This is a genomic window from Nocardia testacea NBRC 100365 (assembly GCF_000308775.1).
Taxonomy (GTDB): domain Bacteria; phylum Actinomycetota; class Actinomycetes; order Mycobacteriales; family Mycobacteriaceae; genus Nocardia; species Nocardia testacea.
The window spans coordinates 16,199-41,887 of sequence record NZ_BAGJ01000268.1; the positions used below are offsets into that span (position 1 = coordinate 16,199).

Annotated in this window: 26 protein-coding genes and 2 pseudogenes; 15 read left to right on the forward strand and 13 right to left on the reverse strand. The window is 69.0% G+C overall.

Annotation, left to right across the window (positions count from 1 at the left end; genetic code table 11):
- Positions 1–23: 23 nt before the first annotated feature.
- Both ON38_RS29930 and ON38_RS29935 read right to left on the reverse strand, forming a co-directional pair.
- Positions 24–809, reverse strand: coding sequence for an adenylate/guanylate cyclase domain-containing protein (locus ON38_RS29930; protein ID WP_051165473.1), 786 nt, complete (start codon positions 807–809; stop codon positions 24–26).
- Positions 806–1,132: a hypothetical protein gene (locus tag ON38_RS29935; RefSeq protein ID WP_051165474.1), complete on the reverse strand. Its 327-nt coding sequence runs from the start codon at positions 1,130–1,132 to the stop codon at positions 806–808. Before ON38_RS29935 ends, ON38_RS29930 begins: the two co-directional genes overlap by 4 nt.
- Before the next feature lie 197 nt (positions 1,133–1,329).
- Here ON38_RS29935 and ON38_RS29940 point away from each other — a divergent pair, with 197 nt between their 5' ends.
- Positions 1,330–1,836, forward strand: coding sequence for a helix-turn-helix domain-containing protein (locus ON38_RS29940; protein WP_039828443.1), 507 nt, complete (start codon positions 1,330–1,332; stop codon positions 1,834–1,836).
- 13 nt (positions 1,837–1,849) lie between these two features.
- On the opposite strand, the gene ON38_RS29945 is transcribed toward ON38_RS29940, so the two are convergent.
- Positions 1,850–2,728, reverse strand: coding sequence for an NAD(P)-dependent oxidoreductase (locus tag ON38_RS29945; RefSeq protein ID WP_039828444.1), 879 nt, complete (start codon positions 2,726–2,728; stop codon positions 1,850–1,852).
- 87 nt (positions 2,729–2,815) lie between these two features.
- On the opposite strand from ON38_RS29945, the gene ON38_RS29950 reads away from it, so the two are divergent.
- Positions 2,816–3,217 carry an ArsR/SmtB family transcription factor gene (locus ON38_RS29950; RefSeq protein WP_245564404.1) on the forward strand — a complete coding sequence of 134 codons (402 nt, stop codon included), beginning with the start codon at positions 2,816–2,818 and terminating at the stop codon, positions 3,215–3,217.
- A 38-nt stretch (positions 3,218–3,255) separates the two neighbouring features.
- Here the strand turns inward: ON38_RS29950 and ON38_RS29955 are convergent, their stop codons facing one another.
- From ON38_RS29955 to ON38_RS29965, 3 genes are all read right to left on the reverse strand, one after another.
- Positions 3,256–4,077 carry a maleylpyruvate isomerase family mycothiol-dependent enzyme gene (locus ON38_RS29955; RefSeq protein ID WP_039828445.1) on the reverse strand — a complete coding sequence of 274 codons (822 nt, stop codon included), beginning with the start codon at positions 4,075–4,077 and terminating at the stop codon, positions 3,256–3,258.
- 160 nt (positions 4,078–4,237) lie between these two features.
- On the reverse strand, positions 4,238–4,699 hold the full coding sequence (locus ON38_RS29960; protein ID WP_039828446.1) for a tetratricopeptide repeat protein: 462 nt from the start codon (positions 4,697–4,699) through the stop codon (positions 4,238–4,240).
- A 246-nt stretch (positions 4,700–4,945) separates the two neighbouring features.
- The gene (locus ON38_RS29965) at positions 4,946–6,322 is read right to left on the reverse strand and encodes an NAD-dependent succinate-semialdehyde dehydrogenase (RefSeq protein WP_039828447.1); all 1,377 of its coding nucleotides are present in this window, start codon (positions 6,320–6,322) and stop codon (positions 4,946–4,948) included.
- Positions 6,323–6,895: 573 nt separating this feature from the next.
- On the opposite strand from ON38_RS29965, the pseudogene ON38_RS35380 reads away from it, so the two are divergent.
- Positions 6,896–7,363: pseudogene (locus ON38_RS35380) on the forward strand (ABC transporter substrate-binding protein); the annotation flags it as partial.
- 59 nt (positions 7,364–7,422) lie between these two features.
- On the opposite strand, the gene ON38_RS35385 reads toward ON38_RS35380, so the two are convergent.
- Entirely contained in the window at positions 7,423–7,998 is a 576-nt protein-coding gene (locus ON38_RS35385; RefSeq protein WP_083873213.1) for a CGNR zinc finger domain-containing protein, read from the reverse strand.
- Between the two features lie 189 nt (positions 7,999–8,187).
- Between ON38_RS35385 and ON38_RS29975 the strand changes: the two genes are divergently transcribed.
- Positions 8,188–9,360 carry an epoxide hydrolase family protein gene (locus tag ON38_RS29975; protein ID WP_039828449.1) on the forward strand — a complete coding sequence of 391 codons (1,173 nt, stop codon included), beginning with the start codon at positions 8,188–8,190 and terminating at the stop codon, positions 9,358–9,360.
- A 44-nt stretch (positions 9,361–9,404) separates the two neighbouring features.
- On the opposite strand, the gene ON38_RS29980 is transcribed toward ON38_RS29975, so the two are convergent.
- On the reverse strand, positions 9,405–10,454 hold the full coding sequence (locus tag ON38_RS29980; RefSeq protein WP_051165475.1) for a LacI family DNA-binding transcriptional regulator: 1,050 nt from the start codon (positions 10,452–10,454) through the stop codon (positions 9,405–9,407).
- 208 nt (positions 10,455–10,662) lie between these two features.
- Here ON38_RS29980 and ON38_RS29985 point away from each other — a divergent pair, with 208 nt between their 5' ends.
- The 6 genes from ON38_RS29985 to ON38_RS30010 are packed head-to-tail and all read left to right on the forward strand — an operon-like array spanning position 10,663 to position 17,397.
- Positions 10,663–11,877: a CaiB/BaiF CoA transferase family protein gene (locus tag ON38_RS29985; protein ID WP_051165476.1), complete on the forward strand. Its 1,215-nt coding sequence runs from the start codon at positions 10,663–10,665 to the stop codon at positions 11,875–11,877.
- A 25-nt stretch (positions 11,878–11,902) separates the two neighbouring features.
- Positions 11,903–13,252 carry an MFS transporter gene (locus ON38_RS29990; protein WP_051165477.1) on the forward strand — a complete coding sequence of 450 codons (1,350 nt, stop codon included), beginning with the start codon at positions 11,903–11,905 and terminating at the stop codon, positions 13,250–13,252.
- Complete coding sequence (locus tag ON38_RS29995) at positions 13,249–13,716, forward strand: MaoC family dehydratase (RefSeq protein ID WP_039828451.1); 468 nt, start codon at positions 13,249–13,251, stop codon at positions 13,714–13,716. Before ON38_RS29990 ends, ON38_RS29995 begins: the two co-directional genes overlap by 4 nt.
- Entirely contained in the window at positions 13,713–15,101 is a 1,389-nt protein-coding gene (locus ON38_RS30000; protein ID WP_039828452.1) for an aldehyde dehydrogenase (NADP(+)), read from the forward strand. The genes ON38_RS29995 and ON38_RS30000 overlap by 4 nt, the downstream gene beginning before the upstream one ends.
- Entirely contained in the window at positions 15,098–16,225 is a 1,128-nt protein-coding gene (locus ON38_RS30005; RefSeq protein WP_051165478.1) for a type 2 periplasmic-binding domain-containing protein, read from the forward strand. The genes ON38_RS30000 and ON38_RS30005 overlap by 4 nt, the downstream gene beginning before the upstream one ends.
- Positions 16,222–17,397, forward strand: a complete 1,176-nt coding sequence (locus ON38_RS30010; RefSeq protein ID WP_039828453.1) for a fumarylacetoacetate hydrolase family protein — start codon at positions 16,222–16,224, stop codon at positions 17,395–17,397. Before ON38_RS30005 ends, ON38_RS30010 begins: the two co-directional genes overlap by 4 nt.
- Before the next feature lie 498 nt (positions 17,398–17,895).
- Here ON38_RS30010 and ON38_RS38115 read toward each other — a convergent pair.
- Together ON38_RS38115 and ON38_RS36505 are read right to left on the reverse strand one after the other, a co-directional pair.
- Positions 17,896–18,300 (reverse strand): annotated as a pseudogene (locus tag ON38_RS38115) (FAD-dependent oxidoreductase); the annotation flags it as partial.
- Between the two features lie 55 nt (positions 18,301–18,355).
- Positions 18,356–18,937 (reverse strand): TetR/AcrR family transcriptional regulator, encoded by a 582-nt coding sequence (locus ON38_RS36505; RefSeq protein ID WP_051165479.1) that lies wholly within the window; start codon positions 18,935–18,937, stop codon positions 18,356–18,358.
- On the opposite strand from ON38_RS36505, the gene ON38_RS37985 reads away from it, so the two are divergent.
- Positions 18,861–19,505: an alpha/beta fold hydrolase gene (locus ON38_RS37985; protein ID WP_281004650.1), complete on the forward strand. Its 645-nt coding sequence runs from the start codon at positions 18,861–18,863 to the stop codon at positions 19,503–19,505. The genes ON38_RS36505 and ON38_RS37985 overlap by 77 nt on opposite strands.
- Here ON38_RS37985 and ON38_RS30025 read toward each other — a convergent pair.
- Both ON38_RS30025 and ON38_RS30030 read right to left on the reverse strand, forming a co-directional pair.
- A complete protein-coding gene (locus tag ON38_RS30025; protein ID WP_051165480.1) occupies positions 19,444–21,015 on the reverse strand; it encodes an alpha/beta hydrolase in 1,572 nt (523 codons plus the stop codon). The two genes, ON38_RS37985 and ON38_RS30025, sit on opposite strands and share 62 nt — an antisense overlap.
- Positions 21,016–21,163: 148 nt before the next feature.
- Positions 21,164–21,781 (reverse strand): TetR/AcrR family transcriptional regulator, encoded by a 618-nt coding sequence (locus ON38_RS30030; RefSeq protein ID WP_051165481.1) that lies wholly within the window; start codon positions 21,779–21,781, stop codon positions 21,164–21,166.
- A 95-nt stretch (positions 21,782–21,876) separates the two neighbouring features.
- On the opposite strand from ON38_RS30030, the gene ON38_RS30035 reads away from it, so the two are divergent.
- Entirely contained in the window at positions 21,877–22,698 is an 822-nt protein-coding gene (locus tag ON38_RS30035) for an SDR family oxidoreductase (RefSeq protein WP_245564407.1), read from the forward strand.
- A 71-nt stretch (positions 22,699–22,769) separates the two neighbouring features.
- Positions 22,770–23,795 carry an NAD(P)H-dependent amine dehydrogenase family protein gene (locus ON38_RS30040; RefSeq protein ID WP_051165484.1) on the forward strand — a complete coding sequence of 342 codons (1,026 nt, stop codon included), beginning with the start codon at positions 22,770–22,772 and terminating at the stop codon, positions 23,793–23,795.
- Between the two features lie 38 nt (positions 23,796–23,833).
- Here the strand turns inward: ON38_RS30040 and ON38_RS30045 are convergent, their stop codons facing one another.
- Positions 23,834–24,685 carry an alpha/beta fold hydrolase gene (locus tag ON38_RS30045; protein ID WP_039828456.1) on the reverse strand — a complete coding sequence of 284 codons (852 nt, stop codon included), beginning with the start codon at positions 24,683–24,685 and terminating at the stop codon, positions 23,834–23,836.
- Between the two features lie 101 nt (positions 24,686–24,786).
- Here ON38_RS30045 and ON38_RS30050 point away from each other — a divergent pair, with 101 nt between their 5' ends.
- Together ON38_RS30050 and ON38_RS30055 are read left to right on the forward strand one after the other, a co-directional pair.
- A complete protein-coding gene (locus tag ON38_RS30050) occupies positions 24,787–25,272 on the forward strand; it encodes an FAS1-like dehydratase domain-containing protein (RefSeq protein WP_039828457.1) in 486 nt (161 codons plus the stop codon).
- On the forward strand, positions 25,269–25,685 hold the full coding sequence (locus tag ON38_RS30055; RefSeq protein ID WP_039828458.1) for a hotdog family protein: 417 nt from the start codon (positions 25,269–25,271) through the stop codon (positions 25,683–25,685). The genes ON38_RS30050 and ON38_RS30055 overlap by 4 nt, the downstream gene beginning before the upstream one ends.
- Positions 25,686–25,689: the final 4 nt, after the last annotated feature.

Genomic DNA, 25,689 nt, shown 5'->3' on the forward strand with positions numbered 1-25,689 from the left:
CCGCGCGCCGGGCCCGGCCGGGTTCAGTCCGCCGGGGCGACGGCATACAGGCGATAGGTGCCGCGGAATCCTTTGAGTTCGGCTTCGCGCGCGGCGGCGACGGCGATATCCGGGGTGGCGGCCACGGCATCGCGGACTTCCTCGCTGACCAGGATCTCGCCGCCGTGCGCCTGACCGGCCACCCGGGCGGCCATGGCCACGTTGCGTCCGAAGAGGTCGTCGCCGCGACGCACCGATCTGCCCATGTGGATACCGATTCGTACGCGCACCCCGCCCGTGGCCTTGGCGATGGTGCCGATCGACGCCTGGACTTCCAGACCGCACCGCACCGCCTGCTCGGCATCGCCGAAGGCGATCATGAAACCGTCACCCTGGCTCTTCACGATATGACCGCCGCGCGCGGCGACGGATCGGCGGATCAGCCGATCGTGCCGGCCGAGCAGCGCGACCCAGGCCCGGTCGCCCAGCCGCTCGTTGAGCGCGGTCGACCCCTCGATATCGGAGAAGGCGATCACGACATTGCCCTCCGCGGTCAGCCGCGCCAGATCGGGCCGTTCGACCTGCGCCCAGCCGGCCAGGTCCTCGATCGAGCTCAGGACCGCGGCGCGGAAACCTTTCGCCCGGACGAGGCTCGCGGTCTGCCAGACGGTCTTCACCGCTTCCCGCCCGCCGTTCATCAGCAGTTGGCGTGTATCCGGTTTGCGCTGCATTTCGGCCACTTCGTGGCGGCTGCGTACCAGCAGCCGCCATAGCACGATCAGGCCGGCGGTCTCCGCGACGACGGCCGCGGCGAGGAAGTATTCGATCACGGGCGGGGTCCGTCCGACGGGAGGCCGGCGCCGGCGGCCCGGCTCAGCTGCTGGGAGACCTCGGGCAGGTCCGCGTGGATGCGGCGGTCCATGGCGCGGGCCGGCAGTTCGTCCGCCACCAGGCGAACCGGCGGGCGGAGCCGGGTGAGGGCTTCGGCGAGTTGGTCGACCCGTTCCGGGGAGGGGTCTTCCAGCACCCGGCCGAGCAGGTGGGTCCGGAATTCCCGGACGAACGCGAAGGCCATGCGGTCGAAGGCCGCCTCCAGTTCCCAGCTCGGCGCGAGGATCGAGCGCAGTGGGGTACCCGTGGGCTGAGTCGTCATCGTCCTCCTGCGCACCGATCCGTCGGCCGAATCACGGCCAACTCAACCACACTGTCTCGGTAGATGCTGATTCGAATCGGCAGTGGGCCCGGAATTGCGCTCGTCCATCGCGGGACCACCGGCCTCGTCGTGGTGTAGCTCACCGTTGGTTACAGTTTTTACTGATATGAACGTGCGCTCGATCTCGCCCAGCGGCTGTGCCGGGCCGCCCGTTGTACCGGCCGGCCGACCTGGCCGTGGAATACCAGATCGTCCGGCCCGGACCCGCGCGTAGGCGTCTGGCGGCTGCGCTGGAACCGCTACTACCGCACGCCGACCTGCTGCACACCTCGACCACGCATCCGGCCGGCGATCGCAATCGCCGGCGCACCGCCCGCGCGCTCGGTATCCACGCCAACGCCCCGGACTACCGGTTACGGCGGATCGCCCGGTACACCGGCCTGGACCCGGCCGGCGCCGATGACCTCTGGCACCTACAGGCCGCGCTGGTCGCCAGTGCCTACGAAACGGTTCCCGCCGGCGCCGCGGTGCCGGGTGCGGACCACGAACGCCCGCAGCGCGCCGGCGACATCCCCGATATCCGGCGTGTGCCCGAGTGGCGGAGTCCGGGCATCGATCTCCGTCCCCGTCCCCGTGCCCGCGTCGGCCCGAGGCCGGTGACCGGCCCGATCGCGCGCAGATCCGGCGTGCCGCGCCTCCGGTAGGGGAGCGTCCGGGCTAGCGGCCCGCGAGTACCGGGACCAGACGGGCGAGCCCATCGGCCCCGTGGCCCGCCGCCAGCGCCCGCCGGAAGACCTCGCCCGTCGCGTCGAGCACCCCGGTGTCGATCCCGTGGCGCGCGATCACCCCGCGGAGTGCGGTGAAGGCGGTATAGGCCGACGCGATGGAGGTGTCGTCGCCGGGATAGTGCCCGGCCTCGACCTGGGCGGCGGTCTGCGCCGCCATATCGGGCAGCAGCGAGACCACCGCGGGGGTGAACGGGACCAGTTCGCTGCCCTTGATCCCCTCGGCCTCGGCGAGCGCGATGCCCAGGGACACCCCGAAGAGCGAGAGCCAGAACACCGACACCAGCGAGGCGTCGAAGGCGGCGGCGCGCCCGTGGTCCGCGCCCAGATAGGTGCCCTGTCCGGCGAGCGCCCGCAAGGCCGGTTCCGCTGTGCGGTAACCGCTTTCGGAACCCGAGTACAGCAGTAGCGCGTCCGGTGTGCCGATACCCTGTGGCACCGCCATGACGGCGCCGTCCACGTACTCGGCCCCGTGGCGGGTGACCCACTCGGCCCGCCTTCGCGACTGCTCGGGGGCCGAGGAGGTGAGGTTCACCAGCACCCGCCCGCGCAGCTGCGGGCCGGCGTCGCGTAACGCCGCGCTCACCGCCTCGTCGTCCAGCAACGACACGACGACCAGGGGGGACGCCGCGACCGCCGTGGCCGGCGAGATCGCGTGCGTCGCGCCCAGTTCGACCAGTGGCCCGGCTTTTGCTCCGGTGCGGTTCCACACGACCGTCGGATGCCCCGCCGCCAGGAACGTCTTCGCGATCGCCGAACCCATGAGCCCCAGCCCCAGGACTGTGACGGGTGTACGTGAGTCATCGAGCATGCTGCGCCCTCCGTATTGTTTGAAGATTGTCCAACAATAATTGTTGTATGATCATCAAACTGTCAAGAGCCGGAAGGAGGCGCGTCCGTGCCCGCCGAGTTGTCGCATCCGGATACCGCCGACCTCGAACTGGCAGCGGTCATGCACGCGCTGTCCGACCCCGTCCGGCTCCAATTGGTGGCCTGCCTGGCCGCCGACGAGGGCGAGAACTGCGGCGAACTCGGCCGCCACATCGAACTGCACAAGTCCACGCTCTCGCACCACTACCGGGTACTCCGCGAGGCGGGCATCACCCGCACGACGGTCACCGGGCGCACCCGGGTGATGCGCCTGCGCTACGAGGACCTGCAGGCCCGGTTCCCGGGGCTGCTCGACGTGGTGTTCCGCGCGCTGGCCGAAATCGTCGAAGACGACGCGAAGTGGACCGGTTCGGCCGAGGACCGCGCGAAATTGCTCTCGGTGCTGAAACGGCCGATGAGCGCGCACTGAGCGGGGCCGGCGCGCCACGGGGTGTCCAGTGCGTCGACTCAGGCGACCACGGCAAGCAGTGTTGTCGCCGACGCTGTCAGTTCCGGGTCGCCAACCAGTTCGGCGCGTCGACGCGCCTCCGCCACGGTGATTCCGCGACTGGCCAGCCGCCAGAACGCGTCCTGGTCGATACGTACGACCGCGGCCGGTTCCCCGGTCTGCGCCGCCGTCAGGTCCCAGCTCGTACCATCGGACACCACCGACCAGCAGCCGCCCGACGGTCCGGTGATCTCGAATCGCACCGCGGTCCCGCCGGGCCGGGCCCGATCGCGTAGCGCCCATGGCACCGCGTGCAGGAATGTGACGAGCACGGGCCGCATCAGCGCCACGTCGTCGGCGCCACGACGGGACACCGCATCACGGATCTGCTGCTGATGGACCCAGAACTCTGTGTACTCACGGGCGATATCGAGCCATGCCGGGCTGCCCCCCGGCCCCACCCACGACACGTTCAACTGTGCCGGTTCCGCGAGATCCGCCGTCGCGGCCCAGATCCGGTCCAACTCCGGACCCAGGTGGGCGAGCAGATCGATGAGCACCCGAGGACTGCACTGACGCATCGCGCGGACGAACTCCCCGTTCACGCGCTCCAGGTAGGTCGGCAGGGTCTCGTCATCGGCGAACACCGCCCCGCTGTGCTCGTCTCGGTCGCCGGATATCCGCCGCATGTAGTCGTTGAGGATATGCGCGGTCACGTCGGCCACATTCCAGCCCGGACACACCGTCGGCTTCGCCCAGTCGGCCGGGTCCAACGATTGGAGCATCTCGAGCAGCGCTTGCCTGTCGTGCCGGAACAGCGGCCGGGTGTCGAGTGGGATCATGGGTGCGCAGTCAACCGTTGTCGGCCGCCCCGGGCCACCGATTTTTCGAGCTACCGGGCCGGACCACTGTGACCGGGCCTCGATTCCCTTCCGATCGACCTCACCTGTGCCTCTTCGGTAGCAGGGCCCGCCGAGGCGCCGAAGCGGGGCACGCCCCTGCTCACTCGGTGGACAGCTGTTGCGCCAGATGCTCCAGACCACCCCTGATGAGCTGCCCGTACTCATCGTCGCCGAGTGCGCCGATCGTGTCCCGCGCCCGCTGGAGATGCTCGCGGGCGCGGTCGAGATCACCCAGCTTGCGGTAGCACTCGCCCACATTGAGGTGCAACGACGGATACAAGCCGGCCACCGAGAGCGTCACCCCCGCTTCGGCAACCCGCTCGTCGGTGATCAGATCGGCGGCCGCGAGCGCGCGGAGGTCCCAGGTGAGCTCCTGGCGCGCATCGTCCTGGACATCGGCCATCGCGTGGGCCAGGACGCACACATGCAAGGGGTCGCCCTCGTCACCGCCGATGTCGTCCCAGATCCGCGTGAAGATCTCGTGCGCGGCCGCGGGCTGCCCCTGGTGGTGATGCAGCGCCACTCCTTCGCCGATGCGGGTCATCGTCGGATCGGTGTTCATCGGCGGGTTCCTTCACCGGCTCGGCTCCTGACGGTCATCCCGGATCGTAGCGGTGCGGACCGTACCCGGCGACCGTCTCGCGATCACCGGACATATTCCGGCACAGCCGGATACGCGTCGGCGAAGCGCGAAGGGATACGGTCGGCGTCTCCGCGACGGCGCATCCCGACCCGGACGCCCCGGCCGCGCGAACCGGTCGCCGGTGGCGCGACCGCGGCGTGCCCTCCGGCGACCCGTCCGCCGCGTTCAGTGGGCCGCGGTGCGACGGAGCTTCGCGTTGACGAATTCGCCCATTCCCCAGCGGCCCAGCTCCCGCCCGTAACCGGAACGGTGCACACCGCCGAACGGCAGACCGGGAAGTGTCGTCCCGTGTTCGTTGATATAGGCCATCCCGACCTCGAGCCGATCGGCGACCTCCGCGGCCCGCGCGGGGTCGGTGCTCCACACCGAGCCGCTCAGGCCGAATTCGACATCGTTGGCCAGGCGCACCGCGTCGTCGGCCGAGGACGCCCGGTAGACCATCGCGGCCGGGCCGAAGATCTCCTCCGAGTACGCGTCCATCTCCGGGGTGATACCGGTGAGAACGGCGGGTGCGAGGAACGCGCCGTCGCCGTCCAACGGCTTGCCCCCGGTATGCAGGGTCGCGCCCTGGCGCACGGCGGTACTGATCTGATCGGCGACGGTGTCGCGCGCGGTGACCGAGGACAACGGCCCCACCTCTGTCCCGGGGTCCGCCGGATCGCCGACGACCGCGCGCTCGAACTCGGCCACCAGCCCGTGGACGAAATCGTCGTAGAGGTCGTCGAGGACGATGAAGCGTTTCGGCGAATTGCAGGCCTGGCCGGCATTGGACAGGCGCGCGCGGGCGGCGACGCGGACCGTTTCCGCCATATCGTCGGTGTCGAGCAGGATGAACGGGTCGGATCCACCGAGCTCGAGCACCGATTTCTTGAGGTTCTTCGCGGCCTCGGTCGCGACCGCGGCCCCTGCCCGTTCGCTGCCGGTCAGCGATACTCCGCGGATCGCCGGATGCGCCAGGAGTTCGGCGATCTGCCCGGAACTCGCGTACACGTTGATATACGCGTTCTCGGGCACCGATGCCTCGTGCAGCAGGTCGGCCATGAGTTTCGACGAGGCCGCGCAGATCGAGGCGTGTTTGAGAATGATCGAATTGCCCAGTAGCAGGTTCGGGGCGGCGAACCGCGCCACCTGGTAGTAGGGATAGTTCCACGGCATCACGCCGACGAGCGGCCCGATCGGCAGTGTCTGGACCACCGATTCCGCGGCGCCCTGGGGATCGAGTTGTTCGGTGGTCAGCAGATCGGGGCCGTGCTCGGCGTACCAGCGGTAGATATCGGCGGCGAGCTGTACTTCCGCGACCGCCTCCTGTGCCGGTTTACCCATTTCCTTCGTAATTGCCGCGGCCAGCTCGGTCGCGCGTTCCTCGTACAGATCAGCGGTGCGTGCCAGTGCCCGGGCGCGTTCGGCCACGGGGGTGTGGCGCCATTCGTCGAATCCCGCGGCCGCGCGCTCGGCGACGACGGAGATCTGGTCGTCGGGCAGGCCCGGGAATTCTCGTTCGGTAGTACCTGTGGTCGGGTTCGTCGTCACATAAGTACTCATGTCACGATGCTACGGATCTGTGGCGGTGGAGACAGGCCGGCCGAATTCGTTATATCGACCCTTTTCGTGCGACCTGAGTACGCGATATTTCCCCCGGGTCTTTACCGGGCACAGCCGGCCGGGGGTGCTCGACCCGCACCACCGGCGCCGGACGATCACCGCATGGGCACCGTCGCGACCGCGGTGCCGGTACCGGTCGCGCCGACTACGACCGGTACGCCGGCGGCCCCGGTGTGTTCCGTTCCCGCCGCCGATCCAGGGGGGGAAGAGTGTAGAAATCGCCACGATTCCGTCCATTGATTTCCCGGCGGCGATTTCTCCGCGCAGGTGAGAAGGTCGACGGACCTTTTTCGTCGCAATATGTAAGTTCTGTTCAGCAATTCTGTAGCCGAACTGTGTTGGTTGTCGTAGTCCGGCCGGGCAGGCTGGTGTGCGTGACCCCGGAACCACCGACGACCGCCGGCGCGCATCCGCGCGAGTGTCGTCGTGCGCGCCGTCGCTGTAGCGCCTGATTCTTCCGCCGGCGCGGCGCAATTCGTTTGTCACACCATTTCACGGGTTTCGGCGTGTTCTGTGCGCCGGAGACTGTACTTCGCCGACGCGCGTACCGAGTTCGGGTTGACGATCCGGCGAGGAGTGACATTCTCCAACGGCGAGCGGCTCGACGCGGCGGCGGTGGCCGCCAACCTGAATCTTCTGGGTAAGGGTGACAAAGGCCGAGGCATCCCGCGCGCTTCGTATCTCCCCACGAGTTACGGCGAGGCCGTGGCGGTCGGCGAGTACGAGGTGCGGGTCCGGCTCACCGCACCCTTCGGCGATTTCATCCAGAAACTGGGAGCCTGGACGACCGTCGGCATCCTGGCTCCGGCGACCATCGAGGCGGACCTGGACGCGCAGTCCGACCTCGGCAGGATCTACGGCACCGGCCCGTTCGTGGTCGAGTCGTGGCTGCCCGGCAAAGAGGTGGTGCTCCGGCGGCGCGAGGACTACGCGTGGCCGCGCGACGACGCGTCGCACGAGGGCCCGGCCTATCTCGAACGGGTGACCGTGCAGGGGCGCGCCCGCGACGACAGGCCCACCTGGATGTGCCGCGGGTGGCGTTACTTCGCCGGCCTGGGATTCTTGCGCTCGTTGGCCTTGAAGCGGGCCTTCTTCTGCCGATTCCCGCACGTGTTCATGTCACACCATTTGCGGGTGCGGCTCTGGCTGGTGTCGAAAAAGGCGGCTCGGCAGGTCGGTGACGCGCACAGGGCCAGTTTTCCGTCTCGTTCGCCGGCGAGGATGCCGATGGCGTCCGCGGCGATCACACCCAGGGCGTCTTCGACGCGGGAAGCCGAACCGAGTTGCCATCGCCGACTGCCGTCGGGCGTCAGGACCGCCGCGGCCCGGCCCTGGATGCTGCGGTCGTTGATGACCCGGACGGCGGCCGCGGGGAGCGGGTCCCCGGTCGCGGCCGCTGTCGCCGCGGCGTGGATGGATTCCCTCAGTTCCCGGGCGAGTTCCAGCTGGGCGGGCGTGCAGGACTGGACGGCGAGGCCGCTCACCGCCAGCCAGTCGACGAGTCGCTGCGGTGTGGGAATGCGCTCCACAGCGTCGCCACAACGTTCGGTCAGAGTGGCCGTGAAACTGGTCGCCAGCACGTTGCCGAGACGGAAGTCGGGAAACCGGGCAGGCATGGAACCACCTTAGACGGTTGCCCGGCGGCGCCGGAACATGTTAGAACCGTCTTAGCCGGTTCCAAGCAGGTCTCCGCCGGTTTCCCGATGTCCAGGAGGTTTCATGTCCACCCATCGGTTCGTCACCGGCGTCGCGCGCGGCGTCGATCGTGGCGTTGTCGCCACGGCAGCTCACGTCGGGGGCCTCGCATGAACCGCGCCACCGGCGATGTGCACGCGTTCGAAGCCCGCGCCACCGACGCCGACCTCGCCGATCTGCGCGCGCGATTGGCCGCGGCGCGGCTGCCGGAAGCCGAGACGGTCCATCCCGCCCCACCTGGCCCGCGCCGCTGGGACCAGGGCGTTCCGCTCGCCGACCTCATCGACGTGGTGAACTACTGGCGCACCGGGTACGACTGGCGGTCGTTCGAAGCCCGTCTCGATCGGATCGGCCAGTACCGCACGACCATCGACGGTCTGGGAATCCACTTCCTGCACCGTCGCTCCGCGCGGGCGGATGCCACTCCGCTGATTGTGACGCACGGCTGGCCGGGCAGTATCGCCGAGTTCATCGATGTCGTGGACGAGCTGGCAGACCCGGAAGAGACAGACGCGCCGGCGTTCCACGTCGTGGTTCCGTCGTTGCCGGGTTTCGGCTACAGCGACAAGCCGGCCACCACCGGATGGGGGACCGAAAAGATTGCGGCCGCATGGGTGGAACTGATGGGCAGGCTGGGCTACCGCAGGTTCGCCGCCCACGGCGGCGACTGGGGAGGCAATATCACCACAGTTCTCGGCGGCCGGTTCCCGGCGCACGTTCTGGGCATCCACACGACATTCGCGGAGGCCCCGCCCGGGGTGACAACCGACGGGCTGACAGCTGTCGAACGTGCCTGGACCGAGGAAACCCGCCATTTCTGGCGCCATCGCGCGGCGTACGCGAAGCAGCAGGCGACCCGGCCGCAGACCATCGGCTACTCGCTCGTCGACTCACCGGTCGGGCTTCTCGCCTGGATCCTCGACAAATTCGCCGAGTGGACCGATACCCGGGACAGCCCGTTCGAGACGATCTCCAGAGACCGCATTCTCGACGACGTCACCCTGTACTGGCTGACGCGGACCGGTGCCTCGGCCGCCCGCATCTACTACGAAAGCCACAACTCGCTCGACCCCGAACTCCGGGTCGACGTCCCGTCGGCGATCACCATGTATCCCCGCGATATCGAGAGGTGCCCGCGGCCCTGGGCCGAGAAGCGATACCGGCAGATCGTCCGATGGAGGTCGGCCGAAACCGGGGGCCATTTCCCCTCCCTGGAGGTTCCCGGGTATTTCGTCGAGGATCTGCGCGAAGGCCTCGCGGCAGTGCTGGCCGCCGGTCGGTGAACCCCGCCGCCGGCGGATATCGGCTCACCGGCCGCTCGCCCTGTTCAGGCGCTTTCGCGGGCGACGATGCGGTATCCGACATCCACCGTGGCCGACTCGACGGTGGTGCCGGCGAGCCGGGCGAGCAACAGGTCCGCGGCCCGGGTGCCGATGGCATCGATATCCACGCTGACAGTGGTCAGCGCTGGATTGAGATGCCGGGACATCTCGAAATCGCCGAATCCGGTGATGGCCAGTCGATCCGGAACCGCGATACCGCGACGCTGCGCGGCGAGTACGGCGGCAACGGCGAAGACGTCGGTGGCGAACATGACCGCGGACGCCTCCGGAAAGCGTTCGAGGGTGGTATCGAGCAGGGCGACACCGGTGTCCATGGAGATATCGCGATCGGGGAGTTCGACGATCCGGACCGGTTCCCCGGGGAGGAGTTCGCCGACGGCGCGGGTGAATCCGTCGCGCCGGCGCAGCGCGCGGGCGTCTCCGGAGCCGATCGTGCCCGCGAAGACCAGCTTGCGGTGGCCACGGGCGACGAGGTGGCGCACCAGGTCACCGGTGGCCGATTCGTTGGAGAAACCGACGAGGGTATCCATGGGGTCGTCGATCCAATCCCAGGTCTCCACGACGGGCGCGCCGTAATTGCGCAGCAGCCGCAACGTTTCCGGGGTGTGCAGCGTACCGACGATGAAGAACCCGTCGGGGCGGCGCTGGATGAACCCGCGCACCAGGTCTTCTTCGCGTTCGGGGTGATAGTCGGTGTAGCCGACGATCAATTGGTAGCCGGCGGGGGTGAGCCGGGTGGCGGCGGCGCGCAGGGTGTCGGAGAAGATCGAGGTGGAGATTACCGGCAGGATCGCGGCAATGGTGCGGCTGCGGTTGGAGGCCAGGCTGCTCGCGGCCAGATTCGGTAGGTAGCCGGTCTCGGCGATGGCGCGTTCGACCCGGTGGCGCGTCTCCTCGGAGACCTGATCCGGGAAACTCAGTGCCCGGGACACGGTCTGCGCCGAGACACCGGCGGCACGGCCGACATCCTGCATGGTGACCGACTTCGTGGACGATTTGGCGCGTACGCGCCGGCGCCGCTCCACTCCGGCCACGCCACCTCCCGAAACCCTGTCCCTCGCCGTGTGCGGAGCATACCTGTCCGGCCGGGCGCCGACCGGTCCGGCGCATTCACCGAATCGTAGCCACCGTGTCCGGAAGCTCGTCAGGCTCTTGCGTTACCGCTAACGTTACCGCTAACATTCGTGGCGCAGGACACTATGTGACCACCCGTACAGTGGTCCCGAGGCAGGGAGAAGCAGGATGAATGTGCTGGACGGTATCCGGGTACTGGATCTGTCGATCGCCATGGCCGGACCGTTCGCTGCGCAGAAACTGGCTGATCTCGGAGCCGATGTGATCAAGGTCGAGCCGGTGAGCGGCGAATGGCAGCGTCACGTCTCGGCCGGCGGTGCGCGGGGCAACGAGGTCAATGCCTCATTTCTCTCGCTCAACCGCAATAAGCGTTCGCTATCGATGAACCTGAAGGACCCGAAAGGCCGCGAACTGCTGTACGAGCTGGTGCGCGGCGCGGACGTCTTTCTGCAGAACTACCGTCCGGGCGTGGCGGACCGGCTCGGCGTGGACTACGAGACCCTGCGGTCGATCAAACCGGACCTGGTCTACGTCTCGATGTCGGGCTACGGGGCGACCGGCCCCTACGCCGACCGGCCCGGCCAGGATGTCCTGCTCCAGGCGATGAGTGGCGGACTGGCGAGCGGACGGCGCACCGGCGAAGCACCGCGTCCGGCGCCGTTCTTCCTGGCGGACGCCATCACCGCCTACTCGGCGTTCGAGGGCGCGCTGGCGGCATTGTTCCACCGGGAACGCACCGGCGAGGGCCAGCTCGTGGAGATCAATATGCTCGATTCGATCATCGCGGCCCAGATGCAGGAGATCAGCGTGGCCACGGTCGGCGGGATCCGGCAGGAGCCTGCCGATCAGATCCACGCGCATTCCTACATCCGGGCGCCCTACGGTGTCTTTCCCACCTCCGACGGCCATATCGCGCTGTCCTTCGCGGAGATGGACGCCTTGGCCGAGGTGTTCGACGACGACCGGTTCCGGCGCTACGACGCCGAACGCGACGGCTTCACCCATCGCGACGAGATCTCCGCTCTCGTCACCGAGAACCTGGCGGCGAACACCACCGCGCACTGGCTGGACGCGCTCGGCCGCGCCGGCGTCTGGGTGGGCCCCGTCTACGACTACACGCAGCTGCGCACGGACCCGCAGGTGCGCCACAACCAGTCCTTCGTCGAATACGACCATCCCACCGAGGGCACCGTGGTGACCCCCGGATTCGCGTTCCGGCTGAGCAACCAGACCCAGAAGGTCTACCGGCCGGCGCCGCTCAACGGCCAGCACACCCAGGAAGTCCTGCTGGAACTCGGCGTGAGCACCGAGCGGATCGACGAGCTCGAATCCGCCGGCACCGTCCATCGCTACCGGTCTCCGGCCGTCTCCCGGATCTCCTGACCACGCATCACCGAAAGATCTCTCCATGACTACAACCGCCCCACCGGTTCAGCAGGCGCGGCGCGCGGCCGCGGCCTCCGCCGTCGGCAGCCTCGTCGAATGGTACGACTTCGCGCTCTACGGCGCGGCCGCCGCTCTGGTCTTCAACACCTACTTCTTCGTCGACGCCAGCCCCACCACCGGCCTGCTGGCCTCGTTCGCCACCTTCGCGGTGGGCTATTTCGCCCGTCCGTTCGGTGGTGTGGTGTTCGGGCATCTCGGCGACAAGATCGGCCGCAAACCGGTCATGATCGTCACGCTCGGCATCATGGGCGTTTCCACCGCGCTCATCGGACTGTTGCCGAGTTATCACTCGATCGGCCTCGCCGCGCCGATCCTGCTGGTCCTGCTGCGAATCGTGCAGGGGCTCGGGGCGGGCGCGGAATACGCCGGTGCGGTCGTGCTGTCGTCGGAGGCAGCGCCGCGCGGTCACCGCGGGTTCTATGCCTCGTGGTCGGGTGGGGGCGTCTGGCTCGGTTCGGCGCTGGGCCTGGGCACTTTTCAGGTCGTACTGTGGCTGACCGGGGACAGTTTCGACCAGTGGGGCTGGCGGATCCCGTTCCTGCTGAGCCTGGTCATGCTGGTGATCAGCCTCTACATCCGGCGCCGGGTCACCGAGACCGAGAGCTTCGAACAGGCGAAGACCGACGGGACGAAGATCCCGCTGCTGGAACTGTTCCGCACGGCCAAGGGCCGGCTGGCCCTGAGTCTCGGCTCGAACTTCATGCTCTCCGGGTTCTCCTATATCCCGCAGGTCTGGGCGCTGAGCTACCTGACCAACGATATCGGTCTGGCGGCCATGGCCGGACTCGGTATCAATGCCGTGGTACTGGTGGCGGGGGCGGCGTTCATGCCGGTCTTCGGCCGGGTGGGGGACCGGTTCGGCCGGCGCAGGCTGTTCCTGTTCGGCGCCGGATTCGGCATCGTCTGGGCGTTCCCCATGTTCGCCCTGATCGACACCCGGGTCCCCGCGCTGATCATCCTCGCGCTGGTAGTGTGCTTCGTCGGCGCGGTGGCCACCTGTTATGCGGCCCAGGCCGCGTTCCTGGCCGAGATGTTCCCGCCGGCCATGCGCTATTCGGGGGTGGCCTTCGCCCGTGAGGTGAGCGGCGCCCTGCTCGGGGGCACCACTCCGCTCATCGCCACCGCCATGTTCGCCGGCTTCGGGCACTGGTGGCCGGTGGCGGTGTGGATGGTGTGCATGGCGACCGTCGCGTTCGTCTCCGTCTACCTGTCGAAGCGCTATCGCAGCGATGCCGACCAGAGCAGCGACGACCACTTCAACCATGTGACCGACCGCCCGAGCGGCACGGTGTTCCAAGGAGCGAACGTATGACCACCCCCGAATTCCGGGACCGGTATTTCGAGGAGTACGTACTGGGTGAAACGGCGAACGGGGGCACCCGCGTCATCGAAACCGCCGATATCGCCCGGTTCGCCGACCTCACCGGTGACCACCACCCGGCCCATACCGATCCCGGCTACGCCGAGCCGAAGTTCGGCAGCGTGATCGCCCACGGTGTACTCACCTTCGGGGTGGTCGTCGGGCTCACCGTCGAATACAACGGCCGCGCCGTCGCCTACGGCTACGACCGGATCCGATTTCCCCGGCCGGTCCTGCCCGGCGACACCGTGCGGGCGACCGCCGAGGTCGTCGACCTCGCCGAACACCGCAACCCGGGGATCGGCCTGGTCACCAAGCAGTACACCGGCGTCAACCAGCGCGGTGACACGGTGCTGGTCTGCAAACACGTACTCGCCGTCGACCGTATGCCGCACACCGAGGAGCCCAACGAATGACCGATATCGCGGAGGTCGAGAAGATCCTCGCCGCAGCGCATCTGGCCCGCCGTCCGGCCCGGCGCGCGGCGGCGGGCGAGCGCGCGGCCTGGCTGCGTTCGATCGCCCGGGGGCTCGACGCCGAGGCCGGCAACCTCGCCGACCTCGCCCACCGGGAGACCGCGCTGCCGCTGCCGCGACTGCGCAACGAACTGGTGCGCACCGCCTTCCAGGCCCGCCTCTTCGCCGACCGTCTCGAGCAGGGCACCCTGTTCGAGACGCGGGTCGATCCGGCCGACCCGGACTGGCCCATGGGCGCACGCCCCGATATCCGGCGCGGCTATGTGCCGATCGGCCCGGTGCTGGTCTTCGCGGCCAGTAACTTCCCGTTCGCCTTCTCCGTCGCCGGTGGCGATACCGTGAGTGCGCTGGCGGCGGGCTGCCCGGTCGTGGTCAAGGCCCATGAGGGTCATCCGGAACTGTCCCGGGTGACGGCCCGGCTGGTCACCGACCGGCTGCGCGACGCCGGCGCGCCCGAGGGACTCTTCGGCCTGATCGAAGGAAAACAGGCCGGGGTCGAGGCCGTCGGGGACCGGCGGATCCGCGCGGTCGGTTTCACCGGTTCCGAGGCCGGGGGACGCGCGCTCTTCGATCTGGCGGTCTCGCGTCCGGATCCCATTCCGTTCTACGGCGAACTCGGCAGCACCAACCCGGTCCTGGTGACCCGCGCGGGGTGGGCCGCCCGCGCCGACGAGATCGTCACCGGATTCGCCGATTCCGCCACCCTCGGCTCCGGACAGTTCTGTACCAAACCCGGCGTCGTACTGGTGCCTGACCTGGGCGGTTTCCTCGACCGGCTGACCCTGCCCGCCGTGGGCCCCATGCTCAACGCGCGGATCGCCGACGGATTCGGCGCGGCGCTCGCGGCGGTGGCGCGGCATCCGGAGGTCGAGACCGCGCGTACCGGGCCGCACACGCCCGATGCGCCCAGCGCCGAGATACTCACCACCACCGCGCCCGCCGTGCTGGCCGATCCGGCGCTCGTCACCACCGAGATCTTCGGGCCGGCCGCGGTGCTCGTCGAATACGCCGACGCGGCGCAGGCATTGGCGGTACTGGAACTGGTGGCGGGCACCCTCACCGCGACCGTGCAGGGCGCCGAGGAATCCGACGAGCAGGCCGCCGACGCCATCGATGTGCTCGCCGAACGCGCGGGCCGGATCATCTGGAACCAGTGGCCCACGGGGGTGACGGTGAGCGACGCCCAGCAACACGGCGGCCCGTGGCCCGCCACCACCGCGCCCGTCTCGACCTCGGTCGGCACCGCGGCCGCGCTGCGGTTCGCGCGGCCGGTCGCCTACCAGAACCTGCCCGCCGCGACGCTGCCCGCGGAGTTGCGCCGATGACGGAGTGGGCGGGTCTCACCTGGGATCATCCGCGCGGTTATCGGGCGCTGCGGGCGGCGACCGGGCATCCGGACGCCCCGGGCTGCGCGATCCGCTGGGACATCCAGCCGCTCGAAGGGTTCGAATCGGCGCCCATCGCGGAGACGGCGCAACGTTACGACCTGGTGGTCCTGGACCATCCGCACGTCGGCGAGGCGATCGAGACCGGCGCGCTGCAACCGCTCGACGGGCTCTTCACACCCGCCGAACTGGCCACCTGGCGAGCCGCGAGCGTCGGGCCGTCGCTGCGGTCCTACGAGATGGCGGGCCGGCTGTGGGCGGTGCCGCTGGACGCCGCCACCCAGGTCTGCGTGCGCCGGGACGGCGGGATCCCGGTACCCGACACCTGGTCGCAGGCCGTGGAACTGGCCGGGCAGGTGGAGGCCGCGGTCCCGACCTCCGGGCCGCATCTGTTCCTCACCCTGTGCGGCATAGCCGTGGCGCACGGCGCCCACCCCGGCGACAACGACATATTCCTCGACGAGTCCGAATTCGACGAGGCGATCGATACGCTGCGGCATTTCGTCGCGGACCGGCCCACCACGGGTAACGACAACCCCATCGCCCTGCTGGAGCGTATGGCCGCCGGCGACGGACCGGACTTCTGCCCACACGTCTACGGCTATGTGAACTACAGCCGTCGCCCGCGCCCCTTGCTTTTCGGAGACGCACCGCGCGGCCGGGCCGGGCGGCGCGGATCGGTCCTGGGCGGCACGGGTATCGCCTTCAGCAGCCGCTGCACCCCGGACGGCGCCCTGCTCGACCACGTGCGCTGGCTCATGTCCGCCGACGCCCAGCGCCGGTTCGTTCCCGCCGAAGAGGGACAGCCGGGGCTCGCCGCCGCCTGGGACGACGACGCCGTCAACGCCGGCAGCCGCGACTTCTACCGGGCGACCCGGGCGACCATCGAGGACGCCTGGGTCCGGCCCCGGCACGCGGGCGCCATCGCCTTCCAGGACGCGGGCGCCGCGGCAGTGCGGGCCTGCCTGTTCGACCACCGCGACATCGGCCGGCTCACCCGTGAGGTGAACGAGAGTTTCGAGCGCAGTCTCGGGCCGGCCCCGACCCCGAGGACCGTATCGTGACCATCGCCTGGCCGCCGGCCGCCGACACCCTGCTCCCGGCCGACCACGACCGCGCCGTTCTCGTCGGGCGGGTGATGTGCGCCGACGGACCCTGCGTGGTCACGGTGCGCGACGGCCGCCTGATCGACATCACGGCGCGGGTCGCCACCGTGCGCGATCTGGCCGAGCACGACGATCCCGCCGCGTTCGTCCGCGGCTGCGATGGACCGGACCTCGGATCGCTCGCCGAGATCGTCGCCCACACCCCGCCGGAATTCCGGCGGTCCGGGATTCCGCGACTGCTCTGCCCGATCGACCTGCAACCGATCAAAGCCGCGGGTGTCACCTTCGTGGTCTCCCTGATGGAACGTGTCATCGAGGAACGCTGCCGCGGTGACGCCACCCTGGCCGACCGGGTGCGCGAGCAGATCACCGAACATATCGGCACCGACCTGTCCGCGCTGACCCCCGGCTCCGCCGAAACCGCCCGGCTCAAAGAGCTTCTGGTCGCCGAGGGCTGGTGGAGTCAGTACCTCGAGGTCGGGCTCGGGCCCGACGCCGAGATCTTCACCAAATCCGCGCCGATGGCCGGTGTCGGGACGGCCACCGATATCGGTGTCCATCCGCGTTCCACCTGGAACAACCCGGAACCCGAAGTGGTGCTGCTGGTCTCCTCCGCCGGACGGGCCGTCGGCGCCTGCCTCGGCAACGATGTCAACCTGCGCGATTTCGAGGGCCGGTCGGCGCTGTTGCTCACCGCGGCCAAGGACAACAATGCCTCCGCCGCCGTCGGGCCGTTCGTCCGGTTGTTCGACGAGACCTTCGATCTCGACGCCGTGCGCAAGCTGACGGTGACGCTGCGGGTGCGGGGTGCCGACGGATTCACCCTGCGAGCCGAATCGTCCATGGCCGAGATCAGCCGCGACCCGCAGGACCTCATCCACCAGCTCATGGGCCGCCACCACCAGTACCCGGACGGCGTGGTCCTCTTCCTCGGCACCATGTTCGCCCCCGTGCAGGACCGTGCCGAACCGGGGCTCGGATTCACCCATCACCTCGACGATCTGGTCGCCATCAGTGCCCCGGCCCTGGGGAGCCTGATCAACCGGGTCCGCACCAGCGACGACTGCGAACCGTGGCAGTTCGGCACCGCCGACCTCTTCCGCAGTCTGGCCGCCCGGGGGCTGCTGTAGTCCGTGGATGGTGCGCGCCCCGGAACGGATCCCGGCACCGGAGACCTCGTGGTCGCGCCGGCCTTCAGCGGCGGCTGCGTTTTCGGGAGATGAGTGTTTGCGCCACCAGGTGGCCGGATCCAGCGCCCAGTCCGGGCCCCGGGTGCGTCGAGGCGCCGATATGCCAGAGATTCCGCACGCTGGTCCGGTGCGCTGCCGCGCCGGGAATCGGTCGCCAGAGGAGATTCTGATCGAGTTCGGCCGATCCACCGTAGGGATCGCCGGCAAGAGCCCGGCTTCTGCCTGAGCGCAGGCCATACCGGTACCGTTCGCGCCGGTTCCCACATGAACCAGCGGTACGGCGTCCAGGCGGGAGTCACTCCACCGCACCGGGCCATCGAGCGCCACGAACTGTTCCGCGGTGCGCACCGGATCGCGATAGGCGATGACGACCCGGCCGTCCGCCGCGGTCGCCGCGGTCACCATCTCGTCGGAGTTGCGGTAAACCAGTCCTCTGTCGTGCAGCGCACGACCGAGCGCCGAGTAAGCGCCCGACGCCACGAAGAGGGTGTGCCATGAGGAAAAGGTGTCGTGCACATACCCGGGCAGTGTCCGCTCCCCGGAGTCGATGAACCCTCCGATCCGCGCGGCAGCGTCCACGACCAGAACCGAGTGACCTGATTCAGCGAGTTCGGCGGCCGCGACAAGGCCATTGATGCCTGCCCCGACAACGACGACATCGACGGTTGTGGTCATTGTTCCCTCTCTGCTTCGAGCACGATGGAAACCGCAGGCCAACCGTAACGCCGGTAGGGCCGGGCGATCCGCCGAACGGCCGACGGCGAAGCAACCCGGACCACCTCGGCAGGCGCGCGTGTGGAGGCGCCGGGGCCGGACCAGCGCACGAATAACGGTGAGCGACATTGCCGCGATCCCCGAGCCGACCGGCGTGCCGGGGCACAGCACGAGAGTGGATCGGCTATCTCCCGGAGTCCGCCGGATGTGTAGGTGGCGATGACGCAGTGCCTCGGTGGTCTCCGTCCAGCAGGTCCTGGACGATATCGCCGAAGCGCAGCACCACCTGCTCGGAATGTGCGGCCGAGTTCGGGGCTTCGAAGATTCGCAGCGCGGCGGCGAGGCCCATCAGCGCACCGACTGCCAACTCGGACCTCAGCTCGGCGTCCGCACCGCCCCCGAGCCGTTCGGCCAGTGCATCGAAGTAGCCCCTGGTGAACTTTTCTTGAATCGTGTCGGGATCGGGCGCGGTGAGTCGCAACATGATCGCGCGTCCCAGCGGTTCCACCGCGTCGGCCCGCATGCGGTCGACGATATTTCCGACCAGGGCTCGGCCGAGTTCTTCATCGGGTATTCCGTCGAGTTCGAGTGGCCGCACCTCGGCCACCTCGTGGAAGAGTTTCTCCTTGCTTCCCACGGCTTTCATCACCATGGCCGGTGACAGTCCCGCGGCCAGCGCTATATCGCGGATGGTCACCTGTCGGTATCCGCGCTCCGCGAACAACTTCGATGCCGCGGCCAGCGCGGCATCCCTGGCTCGGGTCACCGCGCCGATACCGTGTCGGTGCGCACGTGTGCGGAGGGTTCGAGAAGTGAGATCGAACCGGCGAGCCGAGCCCCAGATCGTGATCGCGCGCGGTGGACGAGGAACGTGTGAACGCGGTGCGGCGCGACCGCACATTGTCGGCCACAGTATGGGCGGCGGAGTGACCGCCGCCGTGGGCGCGCGACACCGGGATTCCGTCGCGGGCCTGGTGATCATCGACTCACCGATGTTCCGGGAGCCGCCGGAAGAGGTCATTATCCGCCAGCTCGCCCGTAAGCCGAAGGCCTACCGGACCGAGGAAGAGATCTGTGGCCGGTTTCGTACCGAGCCGGCCCAGGCTACGGTGCTGCCTTACGTGGCCCGGCATGTGGCGGAACAATCGGTACGCCGCACCGACGACGGATGGGTCTGGAAATTCGATCCCGAGATGTTCCGGAAGCGACTCCGCGAGCAGAGCGTCGATCGCACCGGCATCGGTGCCACCACGCCCCGGCCCGGCGCAGGACCTAGTCGAACGGCGATCTGTCGACCGCGCAGCGGGTGTCCTCCGGCGGGAGGTCACCGGTGAACAGATACTCCCGTTTGACCTGTTCGGTGCAGGTGCTGGGCACGTACATACTGCTGTGGCCCGCGCCCTCGGTGACCAGCACGCGGGCCCGGGCCAGCTGTGCGGCGCCGTCGTAGGCGCCGGCCAGTGGCGTGGCCGGATCGAACCTGTTGTTGAGCACCAGAATCGGCGCGGCGGTGTGCCGGTTCCACGGGCCGGTGTACCGGTCGGCGGCGTGTCCGTGCCAGAACGCGCAGGCGATACTGCTGAACACCGCGACCCGCCCGAAATACGGCACCCGCTGGTCCTCCGATACCGCGGCGCGACTGTAGACGGCCGGATCGGTCGGCACGGTGCTGTCGGTGCACTGGATCGCGTGGTATGCCTCGGTGCGGTTGCCCATGGACGACGCACTGGCCGGCAGCAGACCCGGAAGGGCGGTGGCCGCGTCGAACAACCGCTGCAGCAGTGCGGCGAGGTCGGGGTAGGTGGACGGCTGCGACAGCCCGGCGGCCGCGTTGACGATCGTCGAATACGTCCACGCGCGGCCGTCCAGCTCGATGGGGGCCGCCCGGGCCCGCTCGATGAGTGCGATCCACTTCGGTTTCGGGTCGCCGGCGGAGAACGCGCAGCGCGGACCGGCCTGCGAACACTGGCGCAGGAAGGCGTCGAAGGTCGCGGAGATGCCGTCGGCCACACCCTGCCGGGTGTCCAGCGGCACCCTGCTGCCCTGCCCGTCGTGACCGTTGACATTGCCCTCGAAGTCCAGCGATCCATCGAACACCATGGCCCGGATCCGGCCGGGGAACATGTTCGCGTACACGGCGCCGACCTGGGTGCCGTAGGAGATGCCGTGATAGGTGAGTGCGGGGTCGCCGACCGCGCGGCGCAACAATTCGAGATCACGCGCGGTGTCGGCGGTCGAGGCGTGGTTCAGGATCGGCCCCGCCCGCTGAGCGCAGCGCTCGGCGAACCGGGCGGACCAGTCGTAGAACGGCGGCTCCTCGGCCGGGTTGGCCGGCATCGCCGGCATGGCGGCGAGGAAGGCCGTCTGTTCGTCCTCCGTCGGGAAGCAGTGCACCGGGGCGCTGCGTGATACCGCGCGGCTGTCCCACGAGACCACGTCGAATCGGGCCCGCAGCTCCTCGGAGAAGAGCCACGGCCACCGGGCCCGTTCGCGCAGCCGGTCGACCCCGGATGCTCCGGGCCCGCCGAAGTGCACGAACAGGGTGCCGATACGCCGGCCCGGATCGGTGGCGGGCAGTTTTATGACCGCCAGATCGATCCGCTCGTCCCGGGGGCGGTTGTAGTCGAGCGGTACCTGGGCCGTGGCGCACTGGAATCCGTCCTGGCACTCCGACCATTGCAGCGACGGGGTGTCCGCCGCTTCGGCGGGACGGTCGATATAGGGGTCGATACCCTCGTCGGCCCCGGCCGGTGCCGGTGCACCGAGAACGCCGGCACCGATTACGAGCGCCAGCACCGCACGCCGGAACCGGTGCGCCGGGTCGGCTCCGAAACGCAGATCCACTCCAGGGCCCTTTCCGGTACAGCGTCGGCGAACCGAACGATCCTGTCACACCGGCGAATTCCGTGCCGGGCGGCGCCTCATGGCCTCCCGCGCCCTCGGGCCGTGCACCGCTGCCCGGCCCGGCGATCGGCGGCGCGTCGCGGGCCCGTCATTCGTCCGTGTCACCGTGTTCCGCGGGCCGGTCGGCTTTATCGCGTCGTCCGGCGATGCCGTACAGCAACAGGTCTTCGAGCGAGGCGGCGAAGCCGTCCAGATCGTCGATATCGCGGATACACATGGCGAACAGGGCCGCGCCCGCGATGGTGTCCAGCAGGGTGTTCGCATCCGGTGCCGGGCCGGCGGTGGTGCCACCCGCCGACAGATAGTCCGCCAGTTCCTGCCGGGTAGGGGTGTCCAGCCGGGCCGAGAGCTTGTCGTAGAGGTTCGGATCCGCGCGCATATCCGACATGAGGCCGGGCATGGCCGCCCGGGCTTCGGCCGAGCCGAACAATTGGATCGTCCCGCGGATCACCTTGCGTACCTCGGTGACGAGATCTGGTGCGACCTCCGCCGTGCCGACGTCCGGGAACACGGCCTTGGCGATCAGGTGCGCCTTGGAAGGCCAGCGCCGGTAGATCGCCGGCCGGCTGACGCCCGCCCGCGTGGCGATCGCATCGATGGATGTCGCGGGGTAGCCCCGCTCGACCAAGAGCTCGCGGGCCGCCTCGAGTACCGCCCGGTCCACGGCGGGGTCGCGGTGCGGGCCCAGACGATGGCGTGCGGTCACAGAATCGGTCCTTGTTCACGGGAGCGGGAGTCGTTACAGTCTGTCACAACAAAGCCGTTACACGGTGTAACCGCTATGTACTGGGAGGAGCAGGCGTGTCCGCTGACCCCGCCATCGCCGATCGGACCTATCGGCCGGTGCCCCTGCTACCGGACAGAGTCGTCGTGATCTCCGGCGTCGGACCCGGTCTGGGCACCGCGCTCGCCGTGGAAGCCGCCGCCATGGGCGCCCATCTCGTGCTGGTGCGCCGCACCGAACGCAAGCTCGAGCGGCTGGCCGAGAAACTCCGGGCGGACGGCGCGACGGTGCTGCCGGTCCCGGCCGATATCACCGACGAGGAGCAGCGGGCCGGTCTGGTCGAGCGGGTGCAGGCCGAATTCGGCCGAGTCGACTGCCTGATCAACAATGCCTTCGCCATACCACCCATGGATCCGATCACCGCGATCGATCTCGCCGCGCTGCGCACCGCCAACGAGACGAGCGTCTTCGCGCCGCTGCGTCTCTCGGCGCTGTTCGCGGACGCGCTCGCGGCGACCCGGGGTTCGATCATCATGCTCAATTCGTGCGTGTCCTACAGTTCGCAGCCCGAATACTCCGGGTACAAACTGTCGAAAGGCGCACTGGCGCATCTGGCGTCGTCGCTGGCCACGGAACTGGGGCCGCGCGGCATCAGGGTCAACAGCGTCGCACCGTCGTATGTGTACGAGGACATCAACAAGGCATATTTCGACTGGCTGGCCGCGCAGGCCGGGGTGACCCACGACGACATCTACCGGGAGAAGGCCGCGCCCACGGACCTGTTGCGTCTCGCCGGGCCGGAAGAAGTCGCGCGCGCGACGCTTTTCCTCGCCAGCGATCTGGCCAGTGCGGTCACCGGGCAGATGCTGACGGTCGACTGCGGCGAATTCCATCGGTGAGCGGGTGAGGAGCAACTGTGACAGAGGACAGGAAGCGGATCGTGCTGTGGGGGACCGGGACCGTCGGATCGATGGTGCTGGCCGAGATCCTGCGCCACCCGCGCTTCGAACTGGCCGGGGTCGGGGTGAGCAATCCGGCCAAGGTCGGCCTCGACGCCGGCGACCTGTGCGGCGCGCCGAAAACCGGAGTGACGGCCACGGATTCGATCGCCGAACTCATCGCGCTGCGTCCCGACGCGGTGGTGCACTACGGACCCACCGCTCAGTTCGCCGACGAGAACATCCGGGTGATCGAGGCATTCCTGCGCGCCGGTATCGATGTGTGCTCCACCGCCATGACACCCTGGGTCTGGCCCGCGATGGACAAAACACCACGCGCCTGGCGGGACCCGATCACCGAAGCCTGCATGGCCGGCGGGGCATCCTGTTTTACCACGGGAATCGATCCCGGGTTCGCCAATGACCTGTTCCCGATGACCCTCATGGGTCTGTGCGGTGAGGTGCGGTCGGTGCGGGCCTCGGAATTGCTGGACTACACCGATTACGAGGGCGACTACGAAATCGAGATGGGTATCGGGAAACCGCCGGAATTCACCGCCCTGCTCGAACATCCCGATCTGCTGATCATGGCATGGGGACCGACCGTGCCGATGATCGCCGAGGCCGCGGGGATCCGGCTGGACAGCATCACCACCACGTGGGACAAATGGGTCACCCCGGTGGACCGCCCGTCGGCGAAGGGCACCGTCCGGGCGGGGACGGTCGCGGCTATCCGGTTCACCATCAACGGTATCCACCGCGGCCGCGAGGTGATCACCCTCGAACACGTCAACCGGATCGGTCACGATGCCGCGCCGGACTGGCCGGCGGGCACCCGCGACGACGTCTACCGCGTGGATATCGCCGGCAGCCCGTCGATTTCGCAGGAGACCTCGTTCCGCTTCACCGACGGTTCGGGCCGCACCCCGGCGATCGCGGGCTGCCTGGCCACCGGTATGCGCGCGCTCAACGCCGTCCCGGCCGTCAACAACCTGCCGCCCGGCTGGATCACTCCTCTCGATCTACCGCTTATCGCGGGGGCGGGCACGATCCGCTGAACCGGTCGGAACGTCGTCGGCGGCGACAATGCCCGCGGTCACGGGTGCTGCTGGTTCAGGAACCCGGTGACCACGCTGTAGTAGTCGTACGGGCGTTCCTCCTGCAAATGGTGCGAGGCCCGGTCCATGACATAGAGATGGCCGTGCGGGATCATCCGTGCCAGCATCAGCGGATAATCCGGGGTCAGGAACGCGTCGTGCATACCCCAGGCGAAGAGTACGGGCGCCTGGATCGATCCGAGCTCGGCCGTCAGGTCCTGCCAGTCACCGCGCGGGTTGTCCGAACGCGCCGCCAGCGCGATCTCCTCGGGGTCGAGACTCTGCCGATAGCGCATATCGAGTGTCTCCTCGGGCAGTTGCGCGCCGTCGAACCATTCCAGGCGGGTGATGAGCTCGCGCATCTTCTCCCGGGTGGGGCCTTCCCCGCCGTAATAGACATCGCGGGCGTTGCGTCCGCGGCGGCCACCTTCCGGTAGTGGCGCGAGCGGTCCGTAGAAGACCGGCATACTGCCGGTGATCACCAGCGAGCGCACCCGCTCGGGGTATTTGGCGGCGAGGTTCAGCGCGATCGTCCCGCCCCAGGAGTTGCAGACGAAATCCGCTCGGCCGATCGCCAGCTCGTCCAGCAGGGCCACCGTTTTCGCGGCGTGGAAATCCCACATCGGGCCGGTGATGGTGCATTTGTCCGAGCGTCCGTACTGCAACAGGTCGACCAGGATCGCGCGGCGATCGCGGGCGAACAGCGGGGCCACCGGGCCGAAGTCCGACCACGCGGTGCAGCCGGGGCCGCCACCGTGCAGGAAGAGGGTCGGGGATCCCGCGCCCAGATCGTGGTAGTGGAAGGTGACGCCGGACGCCGTGGCGTACAAGCTGTTCGGTGCAGATGCCATACGCCCACCTGACCGGAAACCGGCGCGGGGGCAAAGTACCGCGGTCCGCTGGCCGGTCCCGGCCTGTTGCCGGGTGGTGCCGGGCTTCCTAGCGTCGGCCCATGACAGACGAACTGGAGACGGTCCATGCCCGGGCCACGGCGCTGCTCGGCACCGTGGAACGCCGGGAACTGGGCCGGGTGCGCGCCGCGGAGACCATCGCCTTCGCGCGCGCCTGCGCGGAGGACGATCCGCGCTACCTCGACAGCGATCACCCCGCGTTCGCGATTCACCCGCTCTATCTGCCGAGTCTGCTGCGCGGGCCGTGGGGTGCGCGGGACGACGAATACCGCCCCGACGGCATGTTCGCCGGCGAAGTACCGGGCACGGCCGGCCTGGAGGTGCGTCTCCTGGCGGGTGGGCAGAGCATCGACTTCCACCGGCCGCCGCCGCTCGGGGAAGAGATCGAGGTCCGGCGGACGGTTGACCGGGTCGAGTGGAAGGGCCGGGCGGACGGCCGGTTCGTCGTGATCACGATCCGGAAAACCTACCGGGCGGACAGCGCCTGGCCGCTGGCCTCGGTGACCGAAGGGTTCATCGTCCGATGACGGGCGCACGCGTGGTGCGTACCGGGGACGCCGTCGCACCGGTCGCACTGCGCACCGACCCGGTGCGCGTCCAGCGTTTCGGCGCCGCCACCCACAACGCGCACCGTATCCACTACGACACCCTGGCCGCCCGTGCCGAAGGGCTCGACGGCGCCGTGGTCATGGCACAACTGCACGGCACGCTGTTCTTCCGCGCGGCCGCTCGCTTCGCGGGTGATCCCGCGGCGGTGCGGTCGGTGGAATGGCGGAACCGGGCGCCCGCCGGCGTGGGCGCCACGCTCACCGTCACCGGTGTGGTCGGCGACGTCTCCGGTGACACGGTGACCCTGCACCTCGAGGAACACGACGATACGGGGACCCTCTGCGCGGCGGGGCGGGCCGTGGTCCGGCTCGGCGCGGATCCGGTCTGCTGAGCGA

Coding starts and splice junctions, on each gene's coding strand:
- ON38_RS29935 (WP_051165474.1), bottom strand. CDS start 1,132: ATGACGACTCAGCCCACGGGTACCCCACTGCGCTCGATCCTCGCGCCG.
- ON38_RS29945 (WP_039828444.1), bottom strand. CDS start 2,728: ATGCTCGATGACTCACGTACACCCGTCACAGTCCTGGGGCTGGGGCTC.
- ON38_RS29955 (WP_039828445.1), bottom strand. CDS start 4,077: ATGATCCCACTCGACACCCGGCCGCTGTTCCGGCACGACAGGCAAGCG.
- ON38_RS29960 (WP_039828446.1), bottom strand. CDS start 4,699: ATGAACACCGATCCGACGATGACCCGCATCGGCGAAGGAGTGGCGCTG.
- ON38_RS29965 (WP_039828447.1), bottom strand. CDS start 6,322: ATGAGTACTTATGTGACGACGAACCCGACCACAGGTACTACCGAACGA.
- ON38_RS35385 (WP_083873213.1), bottom strand. CDS start 7,998: ATGCCTGCCCGGTTTCCCGACTTCCGTCTCGGCAACGTGCTGGCGACC.
- ON38_RS29975 (WP_039828449.1), top strand. CDS start 8,188: ATGAACCGCGCCACCGGCGATGTGCACGCGTTCGAAGCCCGCGCCACC.
- ON38_RS29985 (WP_051165476.1), top strand. CDS start 10,663: ATGAATGTGCTGGACGGTATCCGGGTACTGGATCTGTCGATCGCCATG.
- ON38_RS29990 (WP_051165477.1), top strand. CDS start 11,903: ATGACTACAACCGCCCCACCGGTTCAGCAGGCGCGGCGCGCGGCCGCG.
- ON38_RS29995 (WP_039828451.1), top strand. CDS start 13,249: ATGACCACCCCCGAATTCCGGGACCGGTATTTCGAGGAGTACGTACTG.
- ON38_RS30000 (WP_039828452.1), top strand. CDS start 13,713: ATGACCGATATCGCGGAGGTCGAGAAGATCCTCGCCGCAGCGCATCTG.
- ON38_RS30005 (WP_051165478.1), top strand. CDS start 15,098: ATGACGGAGTGGGCGGGTCTCACCTGGGATCATCCGCGCGGTTATCGG.
- ON38_RS37985 (WP_281004650.1), top strand. CDS start 18,861: ATGGTCACCTGTCGGTATCCGCGCTCCGCGAACAACTTCGATGCCGCG.
- ON38_RS30040 (WP_051165484.1), top strand. CDS start 22,770: ATGGTGCTGGCCGAGATCCTGCGCCACCCGCGCTTCGAACTGGCCGGG.
- ON38_RS30045 (WP_039828456.1), bottom strand. CDS start 24,685: ATGGCATCTGCACCGAACAGCTTGTACGCCACGGCGTCCGGCGTCACC.
- ON38_RS30050 (WP_039828457.1), top strand. CDS start 24,787: ATGACAGACGAACTGGAGACGGTCCATGCCCGGGCCACGGCGCTGCTC.
- ON38_RS30055 (WP_039828458.1), top strand. CDS start 25,269: ATGACGGGCGCACGCGTGGTGCGTACCGGGGACGCCGTCGCACCGGTC.